This is a genomic window from Anaerolineales bacterium (assembly GCA_030583885.1).
GTDB lineage: Bacteria > Chloroflexota > Anaerolineae > Anaerolineales > Villigracilaceae > Villigracilis.
This window is the reverse complement of record CP129480.1, coordinates 1,868,360-1,888,781: the sequence shown is the minus strand read 5'-3', so window position 1 is coordinate 1,888,781 and position 20,422 is coordinate 1,868,360. Positions and strand designations below refer to the sequence as shown.

The window sequence follows — 20,422 nt, the reverse complement described above, 5'->3', positions numbered from 1 at the left end:
TATGCCAATTTCAACAAACAGAAACGAACGCGGTCAAAGCCTTGTGGAGCTGGCGGTCAGCCTGCCCGTGATGATTTTGCTTTTGCTTGGAACGATGGAATTCGGCATGGCGATCTTCTCCTATGCAATCATCAGGGATGCCGCGCAGGAAGGGGCTTTGTATGGCTCCTTTAACCCGACCAACAGGGAAGAGATAGAAAATCGCGCCCGCAACATTTCTCCGCGCGGAGAAGATGCGGTATTTTCATCGCCGGTGGAATTAAGGAACACGGACACGGTCAGGGTAAATATAGAAGCGCTCGGCAGGGCCTGCCAGGGAATAACAGGCGGCACGGCGAACAGCCTGCGGGTCAGCGTCTCCTATCAATACCCGATCCTTATGCCGTTCGCCGGAGACATCATAGGCTCAGACACAGTTTCGTTAACCGGCAGTGCCACCAACGTCATCCTTCAACCCCCGTGCCCATGAAAACATCTCCCGTAAAATTGACCAACCGCAAAAAGAGCGAGCAGGGACAGGCGCTGATCCTGATCGTATTCGCGATCATTGGGCTGATCGGCATGTCCGCCGTGGCGATTGACGGCGGAAACGCGTATGTGGACAACCGCAGGGCGGATACCGCCGCATCCGCCGCCGCGCTGACCGCCGCCATGACCCGCATCGACGGCGGAAACTGGCGGGCTGCCGCGCTTGCCACCGCAAAGGCAAATGGATATGACAACAACGGCATAACGAACACGGTGGAATTGAACACGCCTCCGATTGGCGGACCGTTTTCCGGGAATCCTGAATACATCGAGGTGATCATCACTTCACACCTCACGACCTATTTTGGTCCCGTGATCGGGGTTCCTCAGATTACAAATGTCGTCCAGGCGATATCCCAGTCGAAGCCTGCGGTCATTGGTGAAATGTTCGACGGGTACGCACTCGTCAGCCTTGCCCCGCACAGCAGGTGCGATAAACAACTATCGTTCTGGATCCACAGCGAAGCCACGATCAACCTCGAAGGCGGCGGCCTCTTCGTAAATTCCGACAATCCGGATTGCGCCTTTATCTCCTACGGAAGCGGCAGTGTGCGCATACAGGACACAAGCCCGATCACGGTGGTGGGCGGGGCACAGATACAAAAACCAAAACTCATCACCCCCTACCCCATCCAAACCGGCGCGCCGCCCATCCCGTACCCGCCGGCCTTCCAATTACCCAAAGTCGGTTGCGGCACCAAAATGGCGGAAGTGGACGAACTTGGAAAAACCATGTCTTCAGGCAACTGGGACGAGGACATCTTCCCCCCCGAAGGTGTTGTATTTTTGGAAAGCGGGGTCTATTGTATTGGAGGAGATTTCATCCTCGACGGCGCACAGAGCCTGGAAGGCAGTAGTGTGACAATCGTAGTTGACGGGAATATAAAAATTGGCGGGCTGGTCGAAATAAATTTGAACGCCCCCACACATGGTCAGAATCAGGGGTTGTTGCTCTATATGCCGCTTGGAAACAAGGGCATCATGACCCTGAATGGGAATCTCAATTCCAGCTATAGGGGCACGATCCTGGCTCCGTCTGCAGACGTCCGTATTAATGGATTGGATTCAACCAAAGGCGCCGCCTACCACAGCCAGATCATCGGGTACTACATCGAAGTGGATGGGGTCAGCAACATTAAGATCAAGTACAAAGATGAGGAAAATTATGACGCCATCAAGATGCCGGAAGTCACCCTCGTCAAGTAGAGGCGGGCATTCTACAAATGCCTGGCACGCAAAATGCCCGCGGATTCTTACAAATCTGTAAACATTACAGGTTGCCTACACAGCTTCACTCATCCATTTGGAATGGGATATAATTATGCAGGAACCATTCCAGCCTGACGCCCCCGTCACCCGCGTGTCCCCACTCCACCACAACCCATCGATCGGGGCTCACCAAGTACCTATGGCGGATACCTGCGTTTCACGTCTTGGAATAAAAAAGAGGCAGATTGCATGAAACTACTGCAAAAAATGGCATCACTTTTTAATGGAAAAGAACCCGGCCATAATAAAAGGAGGGGGCGCAAACGCAGGGGACAGAGCCTGGTGGAGTTTGCGATCGCGTTCCCCGTCATCATCCTCCTGTTTTCCGGCGTGGTGGAATATGGCTTTATCCTGAATTATTATCTTTCCCTGTTGGATGCCACCCGCGAGTCTGCCCGCTTTTACAGCAATTTAGATCCATTTAATGAGGACGGTACGGATAATATAGATTTTTACAGCGGCGCCGCCGCCATGGTTAGAGCCAGCCTGGATCCCCAGGTCGTAAACCCCTCCTATGTGGGTCGCCGCATCATTCTCGACCCCGCCACGGACGATGTCATCATCACCGTATATGGCGCAACCGCAGGCAGTGTTGTAAACTATCCCGTTGCCGGGCCGTTTCACATGTACAACAACCGGCCCCCGATCTTTACCAACGCAGACATCGAAGGCCGTCTGGTGAGCGGCTCGCCCAATGCAGGCATCCTGCTGGTGGAGGTGCATTACTCGTATGATCAGGTCTTGAAACTCCCCTGGCTGGCTCCTTTTGTGTCAGACCCTTTGATCCTGCGGTCCTATTCCATGATGCCCCTCAGCGCGGCCGAACCTGAAGATTAGAAACGATACGACCATGATGAAAAAACCATTAAGAAAAACCGAACGCGGACAAGCCATCATCCTGATTGCATTTGCAATGATCGGCTTGATCGGCATTGTCGGATTGATGACCGACGGCGGCATCCTGCTGATCGAATATGCGCGCCTCAAACGCGGGATCGACGCCGCCGCCATCGCCTCCGCCCAGCAGTTCCGGCGGGGCTTCGACGCCGCCGACCTGTACAGTGCCGCCGAGGGATTCCTGATCCTTAACCAATCAACTGCGGACAATATCGTTGTCTGGCGATGCAAGCAAAATCCCTCCGCCGTCGACGGGACCGAGCACGATCCGGAACTTTGCACCGTGCCGCTGCGCAAACTGGTGCGCGTGGACGCCGAACGCACAGTGGACTTTGGGTTCATGCGGGTGCTCGGTTTTAACAGCACGGTCATCCACGCCTCGTCGGTCAGCGAAGCGGCCTCATTGGACCTGGTGCTGGTCTTCGATACCTCCTCCTCCATGTCATTCGAGACCAATCCGGCCGGCGATCCGAACAGAGTCGATGCGGACGATGGCACTAATCCCAGCGAAAACCCTGCGGTTTGCAATTATTCCGGCACCGACCCGTGCCAGCCGATGCACGATATCATAGACGTGGCGCTGGCGTTCATTAATGGGACCATCTTCTTCCCCTATGACCGCATCGCGGTGGTTGCCACAACCAGCCAGACGGCGGGCGGAGCGTGGAATCCAATTCCGGTAACGACCCTCCCCTTTTCCGATGATGAGGCAGACGTGGTGGCAGCCATCACCTCGCTGCGGGTGCTTGAACCGCCAGCCTGTAACACAAACCCCGCCTACGGTTCATGCATTAACTATGACGGTGGTGGAAATTTCATTGGCTTCGATGCTCCGCACTTCCGAACCACAGGCGACCCAACCACCTTTCAATCCAGCAATATCGGCGGAGCGCTTTACCAGGCCGGCGTGGAGTTTTCCACCCCGCCCATCCGCGAGGATTCGTTCTGGGTGGTCATCCTGCTGGCGGGCGGACCGGCCAACGCCACGAATCCCGTGGCGGGTTACCCGCTCGGAATTTGCCCGGATTACACATGGCCCATCAATCAGGCCAGCCCCATCACCCATCCCCCGTGCCGCGATGCACTAGCCAGCACCCGGCACACGGATACAAATGTAAATTACGATGCTGACGATTACGCACGCGATGCGGCTGATTTTCTGGCAAACCCTGTCACCGGCATGGGCGTGACGGTATTCACCATCGGTCTGGGTGACCTGGTGGTATCGGCTCCATTGGGTGATGCAGATGCCGGGGAGAAACTTTTCGAATATATAGCAGAAACCGCCGGGGATGAATCCGGCGTCACCGTCAACCACGGCGCCTATTTCTTCGCGCCGGATACAAGCGGACTGGATGAAATTTTCAGCCTGATCGCCGACAATATCTTTACCAGGCTGACCAAATAATTAGGATTGGACACCGCCATATTTACGGCTGGATTTTTAAAGGACATGCGCATGAACATTTTTCACGCCACCCCCACTGGTTCACCGGGCAGGCCAAAAGCACAAGCCATGGTGGAATTTGCGCTCATCATCCCCCTGCTGCTGATGCTGCTGGTCGGGGTGATCGAGTTCTCACGCCTGATGTTCGCCTGGATCATCATCGAAAATTCCACCCGTTTCGGCATCCGGTATGCCACGACCGGCCAGTACAATGTCGATTATTGCATGGCCACGTACGGACGCGATTGCAGCAACGACGCCGAGGTGGACACAGCGCGCATCCCATCCATCGAGGATGAGACCCGCCGCATCATCATCGGTTTCTTCCTCGATGAAAGCGTGACCACTGCGGAGGATTACTACTTCAATGTGACGGTCTGCTCGGCCGAGGACGGGCGTGTGTTCACCCCGCCTTTAATGGCCCGCCCAGTATATGCAAGCTGCGCAGACACGGAACACCCCGGCTCACCCGGCAACCGCGTGGTCGTCGCTGCGGACTACAACTTTACCTTCATGGTCCTGCCGATCTTTGGCATCGAGCCGGCCATGATCCACCTCGCCTCCTACCGCGAAGGCATCGTGGAGCAATTCCGCGCCACACGCGCCATCAATACGCCCCTGCCGCTTAACATCCCCACTGTGGCTACCAACACGCCCATCCCCACCGAAACGCCCATCCCCACCAGCACCGAAACACCGACGCTGACGCCCAGCCCCACGTTGACGCCCAGCCCCACCAATACGCCGGTGCCTTCCTGCAGCAGCATACGAATCAACCGCACCCGCTTCAACGGGTCGAATCTGGAGGCGCGCGTCATTAACAACAACTTCTCGCCGGCCTACCTGATCAGTTCCACGCTCAGCTGGACCCCGTCCCCCTTAACGCCCGCCGGTAAATGGTTCGACTACGCCCAGTTTGGCTCGATCTACTACAACCCGCCCAACACGCCCAATATCGTGGATGCGCCGATCTTGACCTCTTCCACCCCGCCGAACCTGCCGATCAACGGCAGCGGCACCCAAGTCACCTGGCTGGCACGCTTCAACAACAGCACCTGGGAAGGGCTCTTTAACCTGAGCCTGACCTTCGAGTTCCCCGGCTGGGGCACCTGTACCCTGAATACGGCCATCAATAACTACACCCCCACGCCGACCAATACCCCGACCGTGACGCGCACACCGACCATCACGCGCACACCGACCCCCTCGCGCACACCGACCATCACGCGCACCCCCTCGCGCACACCGACCATCACGCGCACCCCGACCGCCTCGCGCACACCGACCGCCTCGCTCACACCGACCATCACACTCACACCGTCACGCACGCCGACGCGCACACCTGTCACACCGACGCTTACCCCGTCCCGCACACCAACGCGCACACCTGCCCCACCGACGAATACACCGTCCCGCACGCCGACAGCGGCACCTACCACGCCGTCCCCGACAAGAACGCCTACGCCGACCCAAACATTGTGCTTCGACTGCTAAAGCGGGTATAAGAAAAAACCCACAATACCGCCAGCCGTGACACGGCTGGCGGTATTTATTTCTACGGTATAATCCCGCCTGTTCACAAGGAGGTGCAGCCAATCATCAACCGGGAAAGACAGCGCATGGACTTTGACGGCCATAGACCGCCAAAGTTGACGAGGATGAGGGTTCTCCATTGCGAAATGGAGTTAACTGCCTTCCCCTCTCCTGCCGGGATAGGGCTGGGGTGAGGCAGGAAAATCGAACGATCAGCGGAAGCCCTCCGGGTCCGCCAGGCCCGTCAATCTTTCCCTCCAAGGATAAGCCTGCCAACAACACCGCACGGGCGACTGCGCGGACAAAAGGCAGGCAATGGCAGACCATCATCATGTCACTCCCCCGCCGGGGACGACGTGCGAGGCGCCGGGTTCGACAAGCGGCGCCCCTTGAACCAGGCTCTCTGCAAAAACAGGAGCGCCTGCAAAAAACGCGCCTTGCAATGACATCAACAAAATCACTGGAGGATCCCCCATTATGTGTGGAATCGTCGGATATGTCGGCGCGCGCGATGCGACGCCGATCATACTCAACGGCTTGAAACGACTTGAATACCGCGGCTACGACTCAGCCGGGGTCGCCGTGGTTAACGGCAGCCAGATCGAGGTCCGCAGGGATGCGGGCAAGCTGTCGCAATTGATCGACCTGGTGGCAAAATCCCCTCTCAAGGGCGCACCGGGCATCGGGCATACACGCTGGGCGACCCACGGCGCACCATCCGCGCGCAATGCCCATCCGCATGTCGGCAATTCGGGAAAGGTCGTTGTGGTTCATAACGGCATCGTGGAAAACTTTCTTGAGCTGAAGGATGAACTGATCAGTGAAGGGGTCACCTTTCAATCGGAAACCGACACCGAAACCATCGTCCACATCGCGGAGCACCACCAGGCATCGGGTATCACGTTTGAAGAAGCTGCGCGGCGCACATTTCAACAGATCGAGGGGGCAAACGTCGTCCTGCTCATGTCGGTGGACGAGCCGGACAAGATCGTGACCGCGCGCATCGGCAACGCCGGCGGCGTCGTCATCGGACTGGGCGAACATGAAAACTTCATCGCCTCCGATATCCCCGCCATTTTGGAGCACACCCGGAAGGTGATCTTTCTGGAATCGCGGCAAATGGCTGTGGTCACCCGCGAGAGTGTGCGCATTGAAACGCTGGACGGGCAGGCAGTGGTCCCTGAGGTCCACACGATCGCCTGGGACGCGGTTGCCGCTGAAAAGGGCGAGTACCGCCACTTCATGCAGAAGGAAATCCACGAACAGGTGCGCGCATTAACCGATACCCTGGCGGGGCGCGTGGACTTTCAGGAGGGGCGCATCCGCCTGCCCGAACTGAACCTGACAGCGGCACTGGCAAAACGCATTCAACGAATCTACATCACTGCCTGCGGGACAGCTGCATATGCCGGCATGGTGGGCAAATATATGATCGAGAAGATCGCGCGCATCCCGGTGGAGGTTGTCATTGGTTCTGAATTCCGTTACAGCGACCCCATCGTGGACGAAAATACGGTTGTGCTTGCCATATCACAGTCCGGCGAAACAGCCGACACGCTCGCCGCAATGGAGGAGGGCCGACGCAAGGGCGGAATTATCTGGAGTATCGTCAACGCCATTGGCTCGCAAGCCATGCGCGTTTCGGACGGCTATATTGCCATGCAAACAGGACCGGAGATCGGAGTGGCATCCACCAAGGCGTTCACGGCACCTCTGGTGGACCAATACATGCTTGCCATCCTGCTGGCAGACCTGCGCGGTACGATCGATGAAAAGACCCGCAGGGAATTGGTCGCCGACCTGCGCCTCGTCCCCGACCTGGCCGGGCGCGTGCTGGATACGGAAGCAGATATAGAAAAAGTTGCCTATGCGCTCAAGGATATTCGCGGCTGTCTCTACCTCGGGCGCGGCATCAACATGCCGATCGCCTATGAAGGCGCGCTGAAACTCAAGGAAATTTCCTATATCCACGCAGAGGGCTATCCCGCCGGCGAGATGAAACATGGTCCCATTGCATTGATCGACGAGGAAATGCCGGTGCTCTGCCTCGCCCCGAAGGATCCCTGGCACGAAAAAATGATCTCGCAGATCCAGCAGGCGAAGGCCCGCGGCGGCATGGTGATTGCTGTGGCGACCGAAGGGGATGAACTGGTCGAAGGAATGGCAGACCATGTGCTTTGGGTCCCGCAGGCACCGTGGATGCTCTCCCCGGTCATTACCGTCCTGCCCCTGCAGTTGCTTGCCTATCATATTGCCGCCATCCGCGGGTTGGATGTCGACCAGCCGCGAAATCTAGCAAAATCCGTGACTGTCGAATAAACAAAAAGGCCAGTTCGAACGAACTGGCCTTTTTGTTTATGGGTGGCCGCGCCTTCTATCCCATTGAAACTGCCATGACGTCATAGTAGGTGCCCGCGCCGAAGCCATCAAAAAGGATGTGATCTCCCGCCTTGATCTCCGGCAACTGACGCAGAAAGGCGATAATATTCGAAGCCGCGCTGACATTCCCAAAATCGCTCAACAACCAGGGCATGGGAAATTCGATCCCCAGCTTCGAAAGGTGTTTTGCCTTTAACGCATTGATCTTATAGTTGGCATGGTGGACGATCCCCATGCTGATGGACCTGCCCGATTGCCCAAGTTTTTCCATGAGAACCTGGTAATCCCTGTACACATCCTCCACCACCTGCACTCCGGTCCGTACGAACAATTTGACCATGCCCATCAAGCCAGCCATTTCAATGGAAGCACCGTCCTTTGGCTCATTCATCAGTCCGGCAATACGGATGTGGGCGGCATCTTCCTGGATCACATCCACAAGCGAACCGTCTGCAACCTGTGAGCGTGAATGGGGATAATACATCCGCACGGCCAGCAAACCTTCATCATCATAATTTTCGTAACTCCTGCCGACCAGGAACTTCATGTTGCCGCCCGGCACCACCCCGATCACCCCCATGCCGTTGCCAAACAACTGCAGGGCATTCTTATCCTTCGCGCCGCAGGTAAAACGGCTCAAACCTTCAATCCCGCCGACCAGCACCTTCTTCCCGCGCAAATGTTCCGCAATATTCAAGCCCCCCGGTTTCGAAAGTTCCGGGTTGAGGGACAAATGCAGGGCGCCCATCGACCCATCGCAGGCCTTGTGCACGCTGACCTTCAGCGTTGTTTCGGGAATGCCTGCCATGCGTGAAATTTCCGCGACATAATCACCGGAAACCGGCCCGCTCATCCCGATCAACACGCCATCCACTTCCGATGCCTCCCACCCGCAAACCCGTAGAGCCTTTCGAAGCAGGTGTGAACCGACCTCCAATTCCAACTCCAGGTGCTGGGCTTCGTCCAGGTCCGGGATGTGCTGCCGGTAATCAAACCCCAACTCAGACAGATTCAAGATATCCTCATCACCCAGGGACCTGCCCAGGCGGTGTTCCACAAAGGAAGGCAATTCGGAATTGCTGAAACTAGTGCCCCAGGAACCATATGCGCCGCCAATGCCAAGTTCATTGCTGAAAACGCTCTCGACCCCAACCGGTATTCCGCCGGCAATCGGGATATTCACTTTTTCGACCCCGTCCCTTTCATAAAAGGACAAAGAAGCGGCTGCTTTCGTGTTTAACATCTTATCTCCTTGAACATTTAAAACCTCAACAACTGTTTAAGGAAGTAACCCTGAAAAGAACGTATGGATACAGGCAAATTCAAGAGTAAAATAGCCGGACATCTTCCAAAGGAGAAACCAAATGCGCCCCGATTGGGACTCGTATTTCATGAAAATCGCCTATGCCGTCTCTGAAAGAAGCACCTGTGACCGCGCTCTTGTCGGCTGTGTGCTCGTACTGGAAAAGCGCATCCTGACCACAGGCTTCAACGGCTCCCCCGCAGGGCAGGAGCATTGTGACGAGATCGGCCACCTCATGGTGGACGGTCACTGCGTGCGGACCATTCATGCCGAAACCAACGCCATCATCCAGGCCGCCTTGCACGGTGTTTCCACCAAGGGCGCAACGTGCTATGTGACGCATTTGCCTTGCATCAACTGCACAAAAGCCCTCATCAATGCGGGCATCGCCCGCATTGTTTACAGCACCGCATATCGGACTGACGAAAACGCAATGAGCTTCATCAAAGCCGCCCACATCGAAGTCATGCAGGGGAGGTTTTCACCCGCCCCGTGACGGCGCTGTAGTACCCTCTGCTCCAACACGGCGCTTTACAACGTCCGATGAAACGCCAGTAAGGTATACGCGCCCGTCCAGGGCTTCCCCAGCCTGTGGTTATCGGAAACGACAATCCTGCCAAACTTCTGTGCGATCTGCGGCATCAGCGCGGCAATGGTCGCCCAGTCGTCTGAAAGCACGGCTTCCTTCATTTTTACGGCAACCTGTCCCGCCCACATCCATTCCATGCGGAATTTATCCGCCTTAACCCAGTAATCGCGTTTTTCCCATGCCGCCACAGAGACATCAATCCCATCCGCAATGGAGTGCAGGGCCAGTGCAATAAAGGCGGCAAGGTCCTTTGCCTCCGGCGTCACGCCGGCCTGCTTCGCCAGCTCGCGGATGCATAACACAATTGATTTTGTCAAACGGGTTCGTTCTTTTCCCACCGAATCGGGGTTGATCACACGGCTCAAGGCGCCTTCTCCAAAGATGGATTGAATTACAGAAGCGCGATTATACGCCACATTGGTGTTCTTCGGAGATTCCCATCTTGGGATAAAATAGAACCACCAGCATATGACCTCCCCGATCACCGCCATCATCTTCGACTTCGGAAATGTCCTTGTCAAATGGGACGTCCACAATCTATATAAACGCTTCTTTCCTGACCTCGAGACTGTTGACTCTTTCCTCGAGGAGATACGCTTTACGGACTGGAATGCCTGCCAGGATGCAGGCCGCCCCTTCGATGAGGGGGTCGCCGAGCTCACGGGGCGATTTCCACAATATACCGAACTCATCCAGGCCTATGACACCTGCTGGGAGGAAAGCATCACCGAAGCCGTTGATGAAACGATCGGGATCGCGCAATCGCTCAAAGATGCGGGATGGAGCCTGTATTTATTAAGTAATTTTTCAGCGGAAAAATTCATCCTTATGAAAGACCGTTACAACTTCCTGGGCATCTTTGACGATTTGATCATTTCCGGTGAGCATAAACTGGTCAAACCGGACCCGGCCATTTATGAACTCACATTAAAACGAATTAACCGTAAGGCACGGGAATGTCTTTTCATTGACGACTCGCTTCCAAACATCAACACCGCACGCAGTCTGGGATTTCATGTCATTCAATACCGATTTCCCGAACAGCTGCGGGCAGACCTCGGGAAATTATCCATACACGGGAAATAGAAGTATGACCTCAACCCTACAACAATCCATGCTTGAAGCCGTTGAAGAAGAATTAAAACGCCAGATCGCAAGGCTCGACCAGCCGCGCACCCAACCCTTCCACGAAATGCTTGCCTACCACATGGGCTGGAGCGGGGACGGCGCGGGTTCGTTTGTAACCGGGAAGCGAATTCGTCCCTTGTTAACGCTGCTAGCAACTGCAGCATCGTTAAGTACACAAGATGGGAAAAAGAAGCACAGCCCAGAATGGCTACACGCAGTAACCGCAGCGGCGGCAATTGAGCTGATCCATAATTTCTCCCTTGTCCATGACGATATTCAAGATAACTCGGAGCTGCGCAGAGGTAGAAAAACGGTCTGGGTGAAATGGGGCGCGCCCATGGCGATTAACGTTGGAGATGGTTTGTTTGTCATTGCCAATCAAGCCATCCTGGATTTGAAACAAAATTATCCTGCTGAAATTGTTGTCAAAGCCGCAGGAATTTTAAATGACAACTGCCTCGAATTGACGCGCGGCCAGTATTTGGATATGTCCTACGAGGAACGCACAGACCTCAATATGGAAGATTATTGGCCCATGATCGGCGGAAAAACCTCTGCCCTGCTTTCCGCTTGCACCCATATTGGTGCCATCCTAGGCTACGCGAATGATGGCAAACAAGACGCCTATCGCCTTTTCGGATATCATCTTGGGCTTGCATTTCAGGTGCAGGATGACATCCTTGGTATTTGGGGCGACGAGGCGGTTACAGGCAAATCCGCCGCAAGCGATCTGGTGGAAGGAAAGAATTCATTGCCGGTGCTTTTCGGGCTTGAGAAAAATGGGGCGTTCGCGGAGCGCTGGAGACAGGGTCCTGTTACGGCGGATGAGGTTGGCAGGGTGTCCGCCATGCTTGAGCAGGAAGGCGGAAGGGAGTTTGCCGAGAAAATATCTGAGGCAGAGACCAAAAAGGCGTTGAGCTATTTGCATCAGGCAGATCCATGCGGCGAGGCGGGCAAGACACTGCTCGAGCTGGCGCATATGCTCCTTCGCCGCAAGCAGTGAGCGGGGCCGGGAAAGAGGCGGTTTTGTTCGCCCGGCTTGACATGCGTTTTCAGCGTAGCGTATAATCACGTCAGGGTTATCACGCGGGTGTAGTTCAGTGGTAGAACGCATGCTTCCCAAGCATGATATCGTGGGTTCGAATCCCATCACCCGCTCACATTGAAAAGTCGAGGTGTCGCCCTCGGCTTTTTGCTTTGTCCGCCATTTGTAAGGTAGCTGTCATGCATGAAAATTTGCCTTACAAGTAAAATTCAGTTCGGAGTTTCGTGCAAAATGATAGATTCTGAAAAAGGAACCGTACTGTATGTGGAGGACAACCCGGATAACAGGAGCCTGATCCGCAGGGTTTTAAATGCGGAAGGGTATTCCGTGATCGAGGCCCCCAACGCAGGACTAGCCATTGAGAGGCTCGAGGAAAGCCGGGTTGACCTGATCCTGATGGACATCAACATGCCGGATATGGACGGCTATACTTTAACCTCCAAAATTAAGGCCGTGCAAAGGTTTTCAAAAATCCCAATTATTGCGGTTACTGCAAATGTAATGCGCGGAGATCGCGAAAAATCGCTGGAAGCTGGCTGTGACGGCTATATCCAAAAGCCGATTGATATCGACACGCTTGCCCAGCAGATCGAGCGATTCATTACAAGGAGTACAGATGACTGACCAAAAGCAAACACCCGCTGTTTCTGACACACAGCCAATTCGAAAAGCGAATATTCCCAAGGATGCGGCTGTTTTGGTGGTTGAAGACAACGTGTCTAATTTTGTGTTGATTGCGCGAATGCTTGGGTATCTGGGTGTGCATTGCGAGTGGAAGACATCCGGATATGAGGTCGTGGAATATGCAGACACCCTGCCGCGCCTTGACCTGATCCTGATGGATATCCGTCTTCCCTACGAGGACGGGTATGGGGCATTAAAAAAAATCCGTGCCTCCGAGAGATTCAAATCCGTGCCGATTATTGCCGTGACTGCGGAAGCCAGCCAGGAACAAATGAAGAAAGCCCAGGAATCCGGCTTTGACGGCTTTTTGGGAAAGCCCCTTGATCCGGATCGTTTCCCGGACCAGATACGCCGCATCTTAAGCGGAGAGCCTGTTTGGGAGTTAAATTAATCCATAGATGGCAACGAATCCGACGACGCCCGTACCTGACACAAATCAAAGGAGTCAGGTTGACATCCAGGAACTTGAGCGCCTCTACCGTTCAGGCCGTCTTATCGCGGAGGCGGATGGCGAGTCTGAAATCCTGCAGGCCGGCGGGCAGATACTCAAAGGTTCGCCGCACCCCATCATCCTGTTCAAGGTCGAAAACAACCTGCTCAGCATCATCTCCCTGTCTGATTCAATGCAGGCCACAACAGTAATTGATGCGGAAAAGCACGCCCAATACAACATGGATGAGGTGGAAAAATATCTTTCATACGAACCGGTCATTGCCACATCAACCAGCAATGAAACACCGAAAGTGCTTCAAGAGATCCTGGGAAGCTGCGGACTTGCCAGCGCAGCAGTCATCCCAATAGGAAGACGAAACGCGCTGAAGGCAATCCTCATGATCGGAGCGAGGCAGAAAAACCTCTCCAGTGATTCGACCCGACTTTACACCGACTTCGCCGGCTTGATCTCAACCGCCCTTGAACGGGCAGACGCCATCCAGCAAATAAAGAACGAACTGCATGAGGCGGAGGCGCTCGTATCCATCAACGAGTTGACGGTCTCGGCAGCGGATATTCAAAGTTTCTTTCACAGCCTGCTCGCAAAGATCCAGCAAATCATCGGCGAGTACAACCTGATCGTTGCGCTGTATGACGAAAAGAGCAATTCGATCAGCGTCCCGTTCAGCTATGAAAACGGACAGATTCAATCCATTGAGTCTTTTCCCCTGGGTGAAGGGCTGACCTCCATCTTGATTCGCACGCGCAAACCATTAATGCTGGTGGAGGATACAGAACGAAGAGCTGCTGAACTCGGTGCAAAAGTGGTGGGCAAGCCCGCCAAATCATGGATGGGCGCCCCCATGCTCGTGCAAAACAACCCGATCGGCGCACTGATCATCCAAGACCTGGAAAACGAGCATACCTTTGACGAAACTGACTTGAAGTTTTTCACCACACTTGCGGGTCAGGTGGCTGGCGTGCTCCATAATGTTCACCTGCTTGACGAGAGCCAGCGCAAGGCAATCCAGCTTGAAACTGCATCAGAAATTGCCCGTGACATCAGCGGCTCCCTCAATCTAGACGAATTACTGGTCAAAGCAGTAAATTTTATCCGTGAGCGCTTCGACTTTTACCACGCTGCCGTGTTCCTGCATGATCTGCCCGGTGAATTTGCTGTAATCCGTGAGGCAACCGGTGATGCGGGCATACAAATGAAAAGGGCGGGACATAAAATCGGTGTGGGCTCAAAGTCAATTGTCGGTTTTGTGAGCGGACGCGGCGAATCGCTTGTCGTCAACGACACGACCAAGGATGCAACCTATTACGCAAATCCGCTTCTGCCAGACACACGGGCGGAGGCCGCCATCCCGTTAAAAGTCGGCGAACGCATCCTTGGGGTATTGGATGTGCAAAGCACGAAACCGTTTGCATTTTTTGAAGACAACCTGCGAAGTCTGCAAATTTTGGCGGACCAGCTGGCTGTCGCGGTTGTTAACACCGAACTGTTTGCCGAGACCCAAGAACATCTATCCCAGCACCGTCTTCTACACCATATCACCACAACCGCCGCATCCGGCTCTACGCTTGAAGAAGCATTGGAAAGCGCGGTTAATGGTTTACAGGTAACGCTCGGCGGGGACCGTGTTACGATCCTCATGGCAAACCGTGACAAAAAGGTGCTCGAGGTCAAGGCATCGATGGGGTATGCAGAAGACATTACAAAAATGCAGGTCGAATTCGGAAGCGGCATTACCGGCTGGGTCGCGGCACACAGACAACCGCTGCGGGTGAGGGACGTGAGCAAAGATTCCCGCTATATCCAGATCAGCTCAAATACGCGTTCCGAATTGGCAGTCCCGCTTGTTTTTCGCAACGAGCTGCTTGGAGTACTTAACGTCGAAAGCGAGCAGGTGGATGCGTACACAGAAAATGACGAGGAAATGCTCGGCACGCTCGGCGGAAGCCTTGCCGCCATTATTGCAAACGCGCGCCTCCTGGAGCAAATCCGTATACAGGCGGAACGGGAAAGACTGGTGTACGAAGTGACCAGCAAAATCCGCAGGTCAACCGATATACAATCCATTTTGATGACCACGGCAAGCGAGATAACCAGGCTGACCGGCGCCCGCTACACAAAGATACAGGTCAAACCTGCAAAAAACCCTGAAGAGAAAGATGCGCCCTAATGGAACGTATGTCTTCCAATAACCAGAGGATAAACCCGGAAGAGGCCACCCGCCGATTGTATAAAAACTGGCGGGAAGGGTTTGCCGTCCCGCTGCTGATCGGCGTGCTGATTTTTGGCGCCGCCGCGTTAATCCCTGCAGTCAGCGCATCCGGAAGCGCGGTGATCAACACGGTGTTCATCGCCACCTATGTGTTGACAGGGCTTGTTACCATTGTGCGCTTCGCGTACATCGTACGCATGAGCGTTTTTCTCACCAGCGTATATGTGATCGGTTTAAGCGAGTTGATCACACATGGGATCTTGGGCGACAGCCTGTTCTTCTTTTTAGCCCTGATTATATTTTCAACAATCCTGTTCTCGCCGCGCGCCGGTATCCTGATGATCGCGGCCAACATTCTCACATTTATTTTATTTGGCTGGCTGATATTGGGCGGGCAGGTCATGCCACTCAATCCAAACGCGCCGCCCGCCAGGGTCGAAGACTGGCTTAGCGCGAGCGCCGCAATCATCATGTTTGGGGCGGTGATCATCCTTGGCTTTCAACGCCTCGAAAAGGAATTCCTGGAAGCTCAAACACAAATTGATACAACTTTGAATACGCTGACGGAGGAACGCAATAACCTTGAAACCAAGGTGCTTGAACGCACGGACCAGCTTCGCAAGGTCAATGAGGTTGGGCGGGCTCTTGCCGCCATCCTCGACCCGAATGAATTGCTGCCGCGCGCCGCACGTCTGATCGAATCTGAGTTCGAGTGCTATTACACGGCATTCTTTTTTCTCGATGGTACGGGTCAATGGGCCGAACTCAAGGAAGCCAGCGGGGAAGCCGGCAAGGTATTGCGTGAAAATAAACACCACCTGGATGTAAATGGGAAAAGCATGGTTGCAAAAGCGATTCGCACAAAAAGGGGCCAGATTGCCCTCGAGAGCGACACCGAGCAGATGCGGCTCGACAACCCGCTACTGCCATATACCCGATCCCAAATTGCGCTTCCCCTGGTCCTGGGCGACAAAGTACGGGGTGTGCTGGAAATGCACTCAACGCGCGAGAACGCATTTGCGCCGCAGGATGTGGATGCATATCAAAACCTTGCAAATGAAATAGCCATTGCGCTGGAAAATTCACGTCTTTTCCAGGAAGCCCAGCAAAGCCTCCTCGAAATGCGCGCAACGCAACGACAATATCTACAAAGTGCATGGCAGTCGCTTTCATCAGAAAACCCCAATATGGAATATGCGCTCGGGGATCTGGATCCCATTAATGACCAGGAAATCGAATTTCCGCTTTCCTTGAGGGACCAGATTATTGGGCAGATCCACCTGGCGAATACGTCCGAGTGGACGGCTGAACAGAAAAACCTGATCGAAACCATTGCGACGCAAGCCACACTGGCGCTGGAAAACGCACGCCTAGTGGAGGAAAGTCAATTTGTTGCTGCGCGGGAAAGAATAGCCAACGAGATCATCGCGAAGATCTGGTCTTCCACCAGCACGGACAACATCCTCCAAACCGCAGTACGTGAACTGGGACGCACGCTCGAAGCCGCGGAAGTGGAAATTGAAGTTTCCATGGGTGATGAAAATGAATAATAACATTTCATCCGAACGATCAACTGCATCGGGCATTCCCCAGCCAACCGCCTTCAATTACACAGAGTGGCGCGAGCGATTTATCCTGACAACCCTGCGCATTGCGTGTGTGCTGGGTGTTGCTCTTATTGCAGTTTCCTTTTCCACATTGACGTTCGGGGAACTCATCCTCTTCGGCGTCTTGTATCTTGTTCTCTTGCTGGTCACGATCTTGCCGGTCCGTTATACGATTCGCGCCATTACACTTTTGTTCATAACCTTTGCAGTCGGTATTGATGGGATCCTCCTTTGGGGACCCTGGCAGGATGGGAACATCTTTCTGCTCACAGGCATCATCCTCTCCTCCCTGCTGTTTGACCGCCGCGTGGATTTCCTTGCATGGGGAACCGGTGTACTCGCCGCCACTACAATCGCAGTCCTGGAACAAACAGGTGCGTATCGACTCGCTGGCGCAAATGTACCCATCACCGCCCCCGATGATTGGACGGGCTATGTTGGTAATTTTGCCATACTAGGCGCACTTGCACTTGCCGCAATTGGACAGTTTAAGAACGTTTTAATCCAGACAACCATCCGTCTGGAAGAAACGAACAACATGCTATCGACAGAAAAGACGGACCTGCAACAAATAGTCCGCCAGCGAACAGACGAACTGGAAATGCGCACCACGCAACTCCGCACATCCAGCAATATCGCCAGAACCATTTCGGACATCCAGGCCATCACCGAATTATTGGATACCGCGACTCAACTCGTGTCAGAAAAGTTTGGGTATTATCATGTGGGGTTGTTCATCCTGGATGAGCAGGGGAAAACCGCCTTTCTCCAGGCTGCATCCTCTGGTACAGGCAAACAACTGATCCAACAGGGGTTCCGCGTGGAATCAGATAAAAAAAGCCCGCTCACGCATGTCGTCACCAATAACCAGCCAGTGATCGCATCAGACATTGATAATATGGATTTTGTTCGCGACATAAACTTTCCCATCACCCGCTCACGCATGATCCTGCCTCTCGCGGTTCGCGGCAGGGTGCTTGGGTTGCTGGATATGCACTCGGACCAAACCCGGGCATTCGATACACGGGATGCAGAAATACTGCAAACACTTGCCGACCTGGTGGCAATCTCCTTTGACAACGTCCGTCTGAGCAATGAGACCAAAAGCCTGTTGAATCAACTGGAAATCAGTACATCCATCCAAACACAGCGGACATGGTCAAAGCTCGCCGCTCGTCAAAAACCCGCCTACCAATATACGCCCGCGGGTGTGCGGCCCATCTTTTCCATCGATAAAAAAGAGGTCGGGTACGATGGGTTGCGCGTACCACTTGTCCTTCACGGACAGAATATCGGCACACTAAAGTTAAAGAGACAGGGTGGCGCAAGGGAATGGTCTGAGCGCGAACGCGTGCTCGTGGAAAAGATCGCCGACCAGGTTGCGCTTGCTCTTGAAAATAGCCGTCTTGTGGATGAGGCACAAAAAAGCGCCCTGAGGGACCAAATGATTGCAAACGTTTCAGCCCGAGTCCGCGAAACGCTGGACATCGAGTCGGTTATACGAACAGCCGCAACCGAATTACGAAGAGTGTTTGACCTAAAGGAGGCGGAGATCACCGTTGGCTCCCCACTTGCCCAAGCACCTTCTCCCAAAGGACAATCAGGCACTTGAGTCAAATATGATGAACCAACGATCAGAAAACATGGAACCCGAATACACAAAATGGCGCGCGGGGTTTATCCGCGGGACGCTGATCAGCGCATGCGTCTTCGGCCTGATTGCGGTGATTTTGGCGATTGTATCGAGCCCCATTCTCTTTGCGGCACTCTACCTGCTCGCCTATATCACCGTTGTGCTTATAACCCTGTTGCCGGCCTCCAACAACATGAAAGCAGGCACGCTTGTTTTCCTGTTGTACGGTCTGGCTGTGATCGGCTTTTTGGAAACGGGGATTTACGGAGACGCCCGCTCCTTCATGCTCGCAGCCATCACCATGGCATCCCTCCTATTCTCCTGGCGGATTGGATGGGTAATGACTGCGCTTGCCGCAATATCCTACCTGATTTTCGGCTGGGTAATCTTAAACGGACAGCTCCAGATCACAAGTCCGAATGTTACGGCCGGCACCTTGGAGTCTTGGTTGTCATCATCCGCCGGTGTTTTGCTCGCCGCTGTTCTCATCGTAACCGGCATCCGCCTCATGGAATCGCAATTCGAAAAATCTGAAAAAATATCGCAATCCCTGTTTGCCGAGCTGCGCGAAGAACAGGCAAACCTGGAAGAGCGTGTACGGGACCGCACCCGCTCACTCGACAAACGCACAGCCCAGCTAAGGGCTGTTGCCGATGTGGGCAAATCCATCACCTCCTTTAGAAATCTGGCGGAACTTTTACAGCAAACCACCACCCTGATCCACGAAAACTTTGGTTTTTACCACGTGGGCATCTTCCTGCTGGATGACCACAAGGAATATGCCGTACTCACCGCCGCCAACAGCGAAGGCGGACTGCGAATGCTCGAAATGAAACACAAGCTTAAAGTGGAGGAAACCAGCATCGTGGGATATGTCACGGCAAATGTACAGGCGCGCATCGCGCTGGACGTTGGAGCGGATGCTGTTTTCTTTGACAACCCCGACCTGCCCAACACGCGTTCTGAAATGGCGCTCCCGCTTGTCGCAACGGGTCAGGTGCTTGGGGCACTGGACGTGCAAAGTACTGAACCCCAGGCATTCAGCGAGGAAGACATAGCCACCCTGCAAATACTTGCAGAACAGATAGCAGTTGCAATCCAAAACGCAAACCTTTTTAGCGAAACGGAAAGAGCACTGGAAACGGCACGCACCCTTTCCGGCGAGGTAAGCCGCACTGCATGGAGCAAGATCCTGCGTCATCAACCACGCATTGGGTACATTGCCACGCCGCCGGCAACCGTACAGACATACGCTGAAACGCTCGAACCAACCATTGCCAGGGCATTTGAAACAGGTGACCTGATTCTTGGCAGTGACGGCTTGACGATCAGCATACCCATCAAAGTGCGCGGACAATCCATCGGAGCAATCCGCCTGAAAAAATCCGAAATCTCCGAAGGATGGACTCAGGAGGAAATCAACCTCACAATTGCATTATCAGACCAGTTGAGCGGCGCGCTGGAAAGCGCCCGCCTCTACCGGGAATCCCAGCAGCGTGCGGCGCGCGAGGCACTGGTATCGGATATTTCGACCCGCATCAGCGCCGTTTCTCATACGGACGCCATCCTGCGCGAAACGGTGCATGAACTTGGTCAGGCAATTGGAAATGCCTCGGTCACCTTCCAGCTGCTGGATCAACTTGATGGGCAGAATCAGGCGGAAGGTCCGCATAATGGAAGCGGAAATTCCAATCCCACACGGAAGGCGGTCGAATAA

General features: G+C 54.4%; 17 protein-coding genes and 1 tRNA gene. 16 read left to right on the top strand and 2 right to left on the bottom strand.

Annotated elements, in window-relative coordinates; all coding sequences use genetic code 11:
- Position 1: 1 nt before the first annotated feature.
- From QY332_09390 to glmS, 6 genes are all read left to right on the top strand, one after another.
- Positions 2–469: a pilus assembly protein gene (locus QY332_09390; GenBank protein WKZ38143.1), complete on the top strand. Its 468-nt coding sequence runs from the start codon at positions 2–4 to the stop codon at positions 467–469.
- Positions 466–1,734 (top strand): pilus assembly protein TadG-related protein, encoded by a 1,269-nt coding sequence (locus tag QY332_09385; protein WKZ38142.1) that lies wholly within the window; start codon positions 466–468, stop codon positions 1,732–1,734. Before QY332_09390 ends, QY332_09385 begins: the two co-directional genes overlap by 4 nt.
- Positions 1,735–1,986: 252 nt before the next feature.
- A complete protein-coding gene (locus QY332_09380) occupies positions 1,987–2,634 on the top strand; it encodes a TadE/TadG family type IV pilus assembly protein (protein WKZ38141.1) in 648 nt (215 codons plus the stop codon).
- Positions 2,635–2,647: 13 nt separating this feature from the next.
- Positions 2,648–4,102: a hypothetical protein gene (locus QY332_09375; GenBank protein WKZ38140.1), complete on the top strand. Its 1,455-nt coding sequence runs from the start codon at positions 2,648–2,650 to the stop codon at positions 4,100–4,102.
- Positions 4,103–4,153: 51 nt separating this feature from the next.
- The gene (locus QY332_09370) at positions 4,154–5,635 is read left to right on the top strand and encodes a TadE/TadG family type IV pilus assembly protein (GenBank protein ID WKZ38139.1); all 1,482 of its coding nucleotides are present in this window, start codon (positions 4,154–4,156) and stop codon (positions 5,633–5,635) included.
- A gap of 516 nt (positions 5,636–6,151) precedes the next feature.
- On the top strand, positions 6,152–7,993 hold the full coding sequence (gene glmS / locus QY332_09365; GenBank protein ID WKZ38138.1) for a glutamine--fructose-6-phosphate transaminase (isomerizing): 1,842 nt from the start codon (positions 6,152–6,154) through the stop codon (positions 7,991–7,993).
- Positions 7,994–8,048: 55 nt separating this feature from the next.
- Here the strand turns inward: glmS and QY332_09360 are convergent, their stop codons facing one another.
- Positions 8,049–9,296, bottom strand: a complete 1,248-nt coding sequence (locus QY332_09360) for a 3-oxoacyl-[acyl-carrier-protein] synthase III C-terminal domain-containing protein (protein ID WKZ38137.1) — start codon at positions 9,294–9,296, stop codon at positions 8,049–8,051.
- Positions 9,297–9,417: 121 nt separating this feature from the next.
- On the opposite strand from QY332_09360, the gene QY332_09355 reads away from it, so the two are divergent.
- Entirely contained in the window at positions 9,418–9,852 is a 435-nt protein-coding gene (locus tag QY332_09355) for a cytidine/deoxycytidylate deaminase family protein (GenBank protein ID WKZ38136.1), read from the top strand.
- A gap of 35 nt (positions 9,853–9,887) precedes the next feature.
- Here the strand turns inward: QY332_09355 and QY332_09350 are convergent, their stop codons facing one another.
- Entirely contained in the window at positions 9,888–10,361 is a 474-nt protein-coding gene (locus QY332_09350; GenBank protein WKZ38135.1) for a hypothetical protein, read from the bottom strand.
- 52 nt (positions 10,362–10,413) lie between these two features.
- Here QY332_09350 and QY332_09345 point away from each other — a divergent pair, with 52 nt between their 5' ends.
- The 9 genes from QY332_09345 (at position 10,414) to QY332_09305 (ending at position 20,422) form a co-directional block, all read left to right on the top strand.
- On the top strand, positions 10,414–11,031 hold the full coding sequence (locus QY332_09345; GenBank protein WKZ38134.1) for an HAD family phosphatase: 618 nt from the start codon (positions 10,414–10,416) through the stop codon (positions 11,029–11,031).
- 4 nt (positions 11,032–11,035) lie between these two features.
- Positions 11,036–12,076, top strand: a complete 1,041-nt coding sequence (locus QY332_09340) for a polyprenyl synthetase family protein (GenBank protein ID WKZ38133.1) — start codon at positions 11,036–11,038, stop codon at positions 12,074–12,076.
- Positions 12,077–12,159: 83 nt separating this feature from the next.
- Positions 12,160–12,231, top strand: a tRNA-Gly gene (locus QY332_09335).
- Between the two features lie 118 nt (positions 12,232–12,349).
- Complete coding sequence (locus QY332_09330; GenBank protein WKZ38132.1) at positions 12,350–12,742, top strand: response regulator; 393 nt, start codon at positions 12,350–12,352, stop codon at positions 12,740–12,742.
- Positions 12,735–13,193, top strand: coding sequence for a response regulator (locus tag QY332_09325; GenBank protein ID WKZ38131.1), 459 nt, complete (start codon positions 12,735–12,737; stop codon positions 13,191–13,193). The genes QY332_09330 and QY332_09325 overlap by 8 nt, the downstream gene beginning before the upstream one ends.
- Before the next feature lie 7 nt (positions 13,194–13,200).
- Complete coding sequence (locus QY332_09320; protein WKZ38130.1) at positions 13,201–15,423, top strand: GAF domain-containing protein; 2,223 nt, start codon at positions 13,201–13,203, stop codon at positions 15,421–15,423.
- 8 nt (positions 15,424–15,431) lie between these two features.
- Positions 15,432–17,015, top strand: a complete 1,584-nt coding sequence (locus QY332_09315) for a GAF domain-containing protein (protein ID WKZ38129.1) — start codon at positions 15,432–15,434, stop codon at positions 17,013–17,015.
- Positions 17,008–18,684, top strand: coding sequence for a GAF domain-containing protein (locus tag QY332_09310; protein ID WKZ38128.1), 1,677 nt, complete (start codon positions 17,008–17,010; stop codon positions 18,682–18,684). The genes QY332_09315 and QY332_09310 overlap by 8 nt, the downstream gene beginning before the upstream one ends.
- Before the next feature lie 7 nt (positions 18,685–18,691).
- Positions 18,692–20,422, top strand: a complete 1,731-nt coding sequence (locus tag QY332_09305) for a GAF domain-containing protein (GenBank protein ID WKZ38127.1) — start codon at positions 18,692–18,694, stop codon at positions 20,420–20,422.

Excerpts from the sequence above, each read along its gene's own strand:
- QY332_09385 (WKZ38142.1), top strand. The coding sequence starts at position 466 with ATGAAAACATCTCCCGTAAAATTGACCAACCGCAAAAAGAGCGAGCAG.
- QY332_09310 (WKZ38128.1), top strand. The coding sequence starts at position 17,008 with ATGAATAATAACATTTCATCCGAACGATCAACTGCATCGGGCATTCCC.
- glmS (WKZ38138.1), top strand. The coding sequence starts at position 6,152 with ATGTGTGGAATCGTCGGATATGTCGGCGCGCGCGATGCGACGCCGATC.
- QY332_09390 (WKZ38143.1), top strand. The coding sequence starts at position 2 with ATGCCAATTTCAACAAACAGAAACGAACGCGGTCAAAGCCTTGTGGAG.
- QY332_09380 (WKZ38141.1), top strand. The coding sequence starts at position 1,987 with ATGAAACTACTGCAAAAAATGGCATCACTTTTTAATGGAAAAGAACCC.
- QY332_09375 (WKZ38140.1), top strand. The coding sequence starts at position 2,648 with ATGATGAAAAAACCATTAAGAAAAACCGAACGCGGACAAGCCATCATC.
- QY332_09370 (WKZ38139.1), top strand. The coding sequence starts at position 4,154 with ATGAACATTTTTCACGCCACCCCCACTGGTTCACCGGGCAGGCCAAAA.
- QY332_09355 (WKZ38136.1), top strand. The coding sequence starts at position 9,418 with ATGCGCCCCGATTGGGACTCGTATTTCATGAAAATCGCCTATGCCGTC.
- QY332_09320 (WKZ38130.1), top strand. The coding sequence starts at position 13,201 with ATGGCAACGAATCCGACGACGCCCGTACCTGACACAAATCAAAGGAGT.
- QY332_09305 (WKZ38127.1), top strand. The coding sequence starts at position 18,692 with ATGATGAACCAACGATCAGAAAACATGGAACCCGAATACACAAAATGG.
- QY332_09325 (WKZ38131.1), top strand. The coding sequence starts at position 12,735 with ATGACTGACCAAAAGCAAACACCCGCTGTTTCTGACACACAGCCAATT.
- QY332_09360 (WKZ38137.1), bottom strand. The coding sequence starts at position 9,296 with ATGTTAAACACGAAAGCAGCCGCTTCTTTGTCCTTTTATGAAAGGGAC.
- QY332_09345 (WKZ38134.1), top strand. The coding sequence starts at position 10,414 with ATGACCTCCCCGATCACCGCCATCATCTTCGACTTCGGAAATGTCCTT.
- QY332_09315 (WKZ38129.1), top strand. The coding sequence starts at position 15,432 with ATGTCTTCCAATAACCAGAGGATAAACCCGGAAGAGGCCACCCGCCGA.
- QY332_09340 (WKZ38133.1), top strand. The coding sequence starts at position 11,036 with ATGACCTCAACCCTACAACAATCCATGCTTGAAGCCGTTGAAGAAGAA.
- QY332_09330 (WKZ38132.1), top strand. The coding sequence starts at position 12,350 with ATGATAGATTCTGAAAAAGGAACCGTACTGTATGTGGAGGACAACCCG.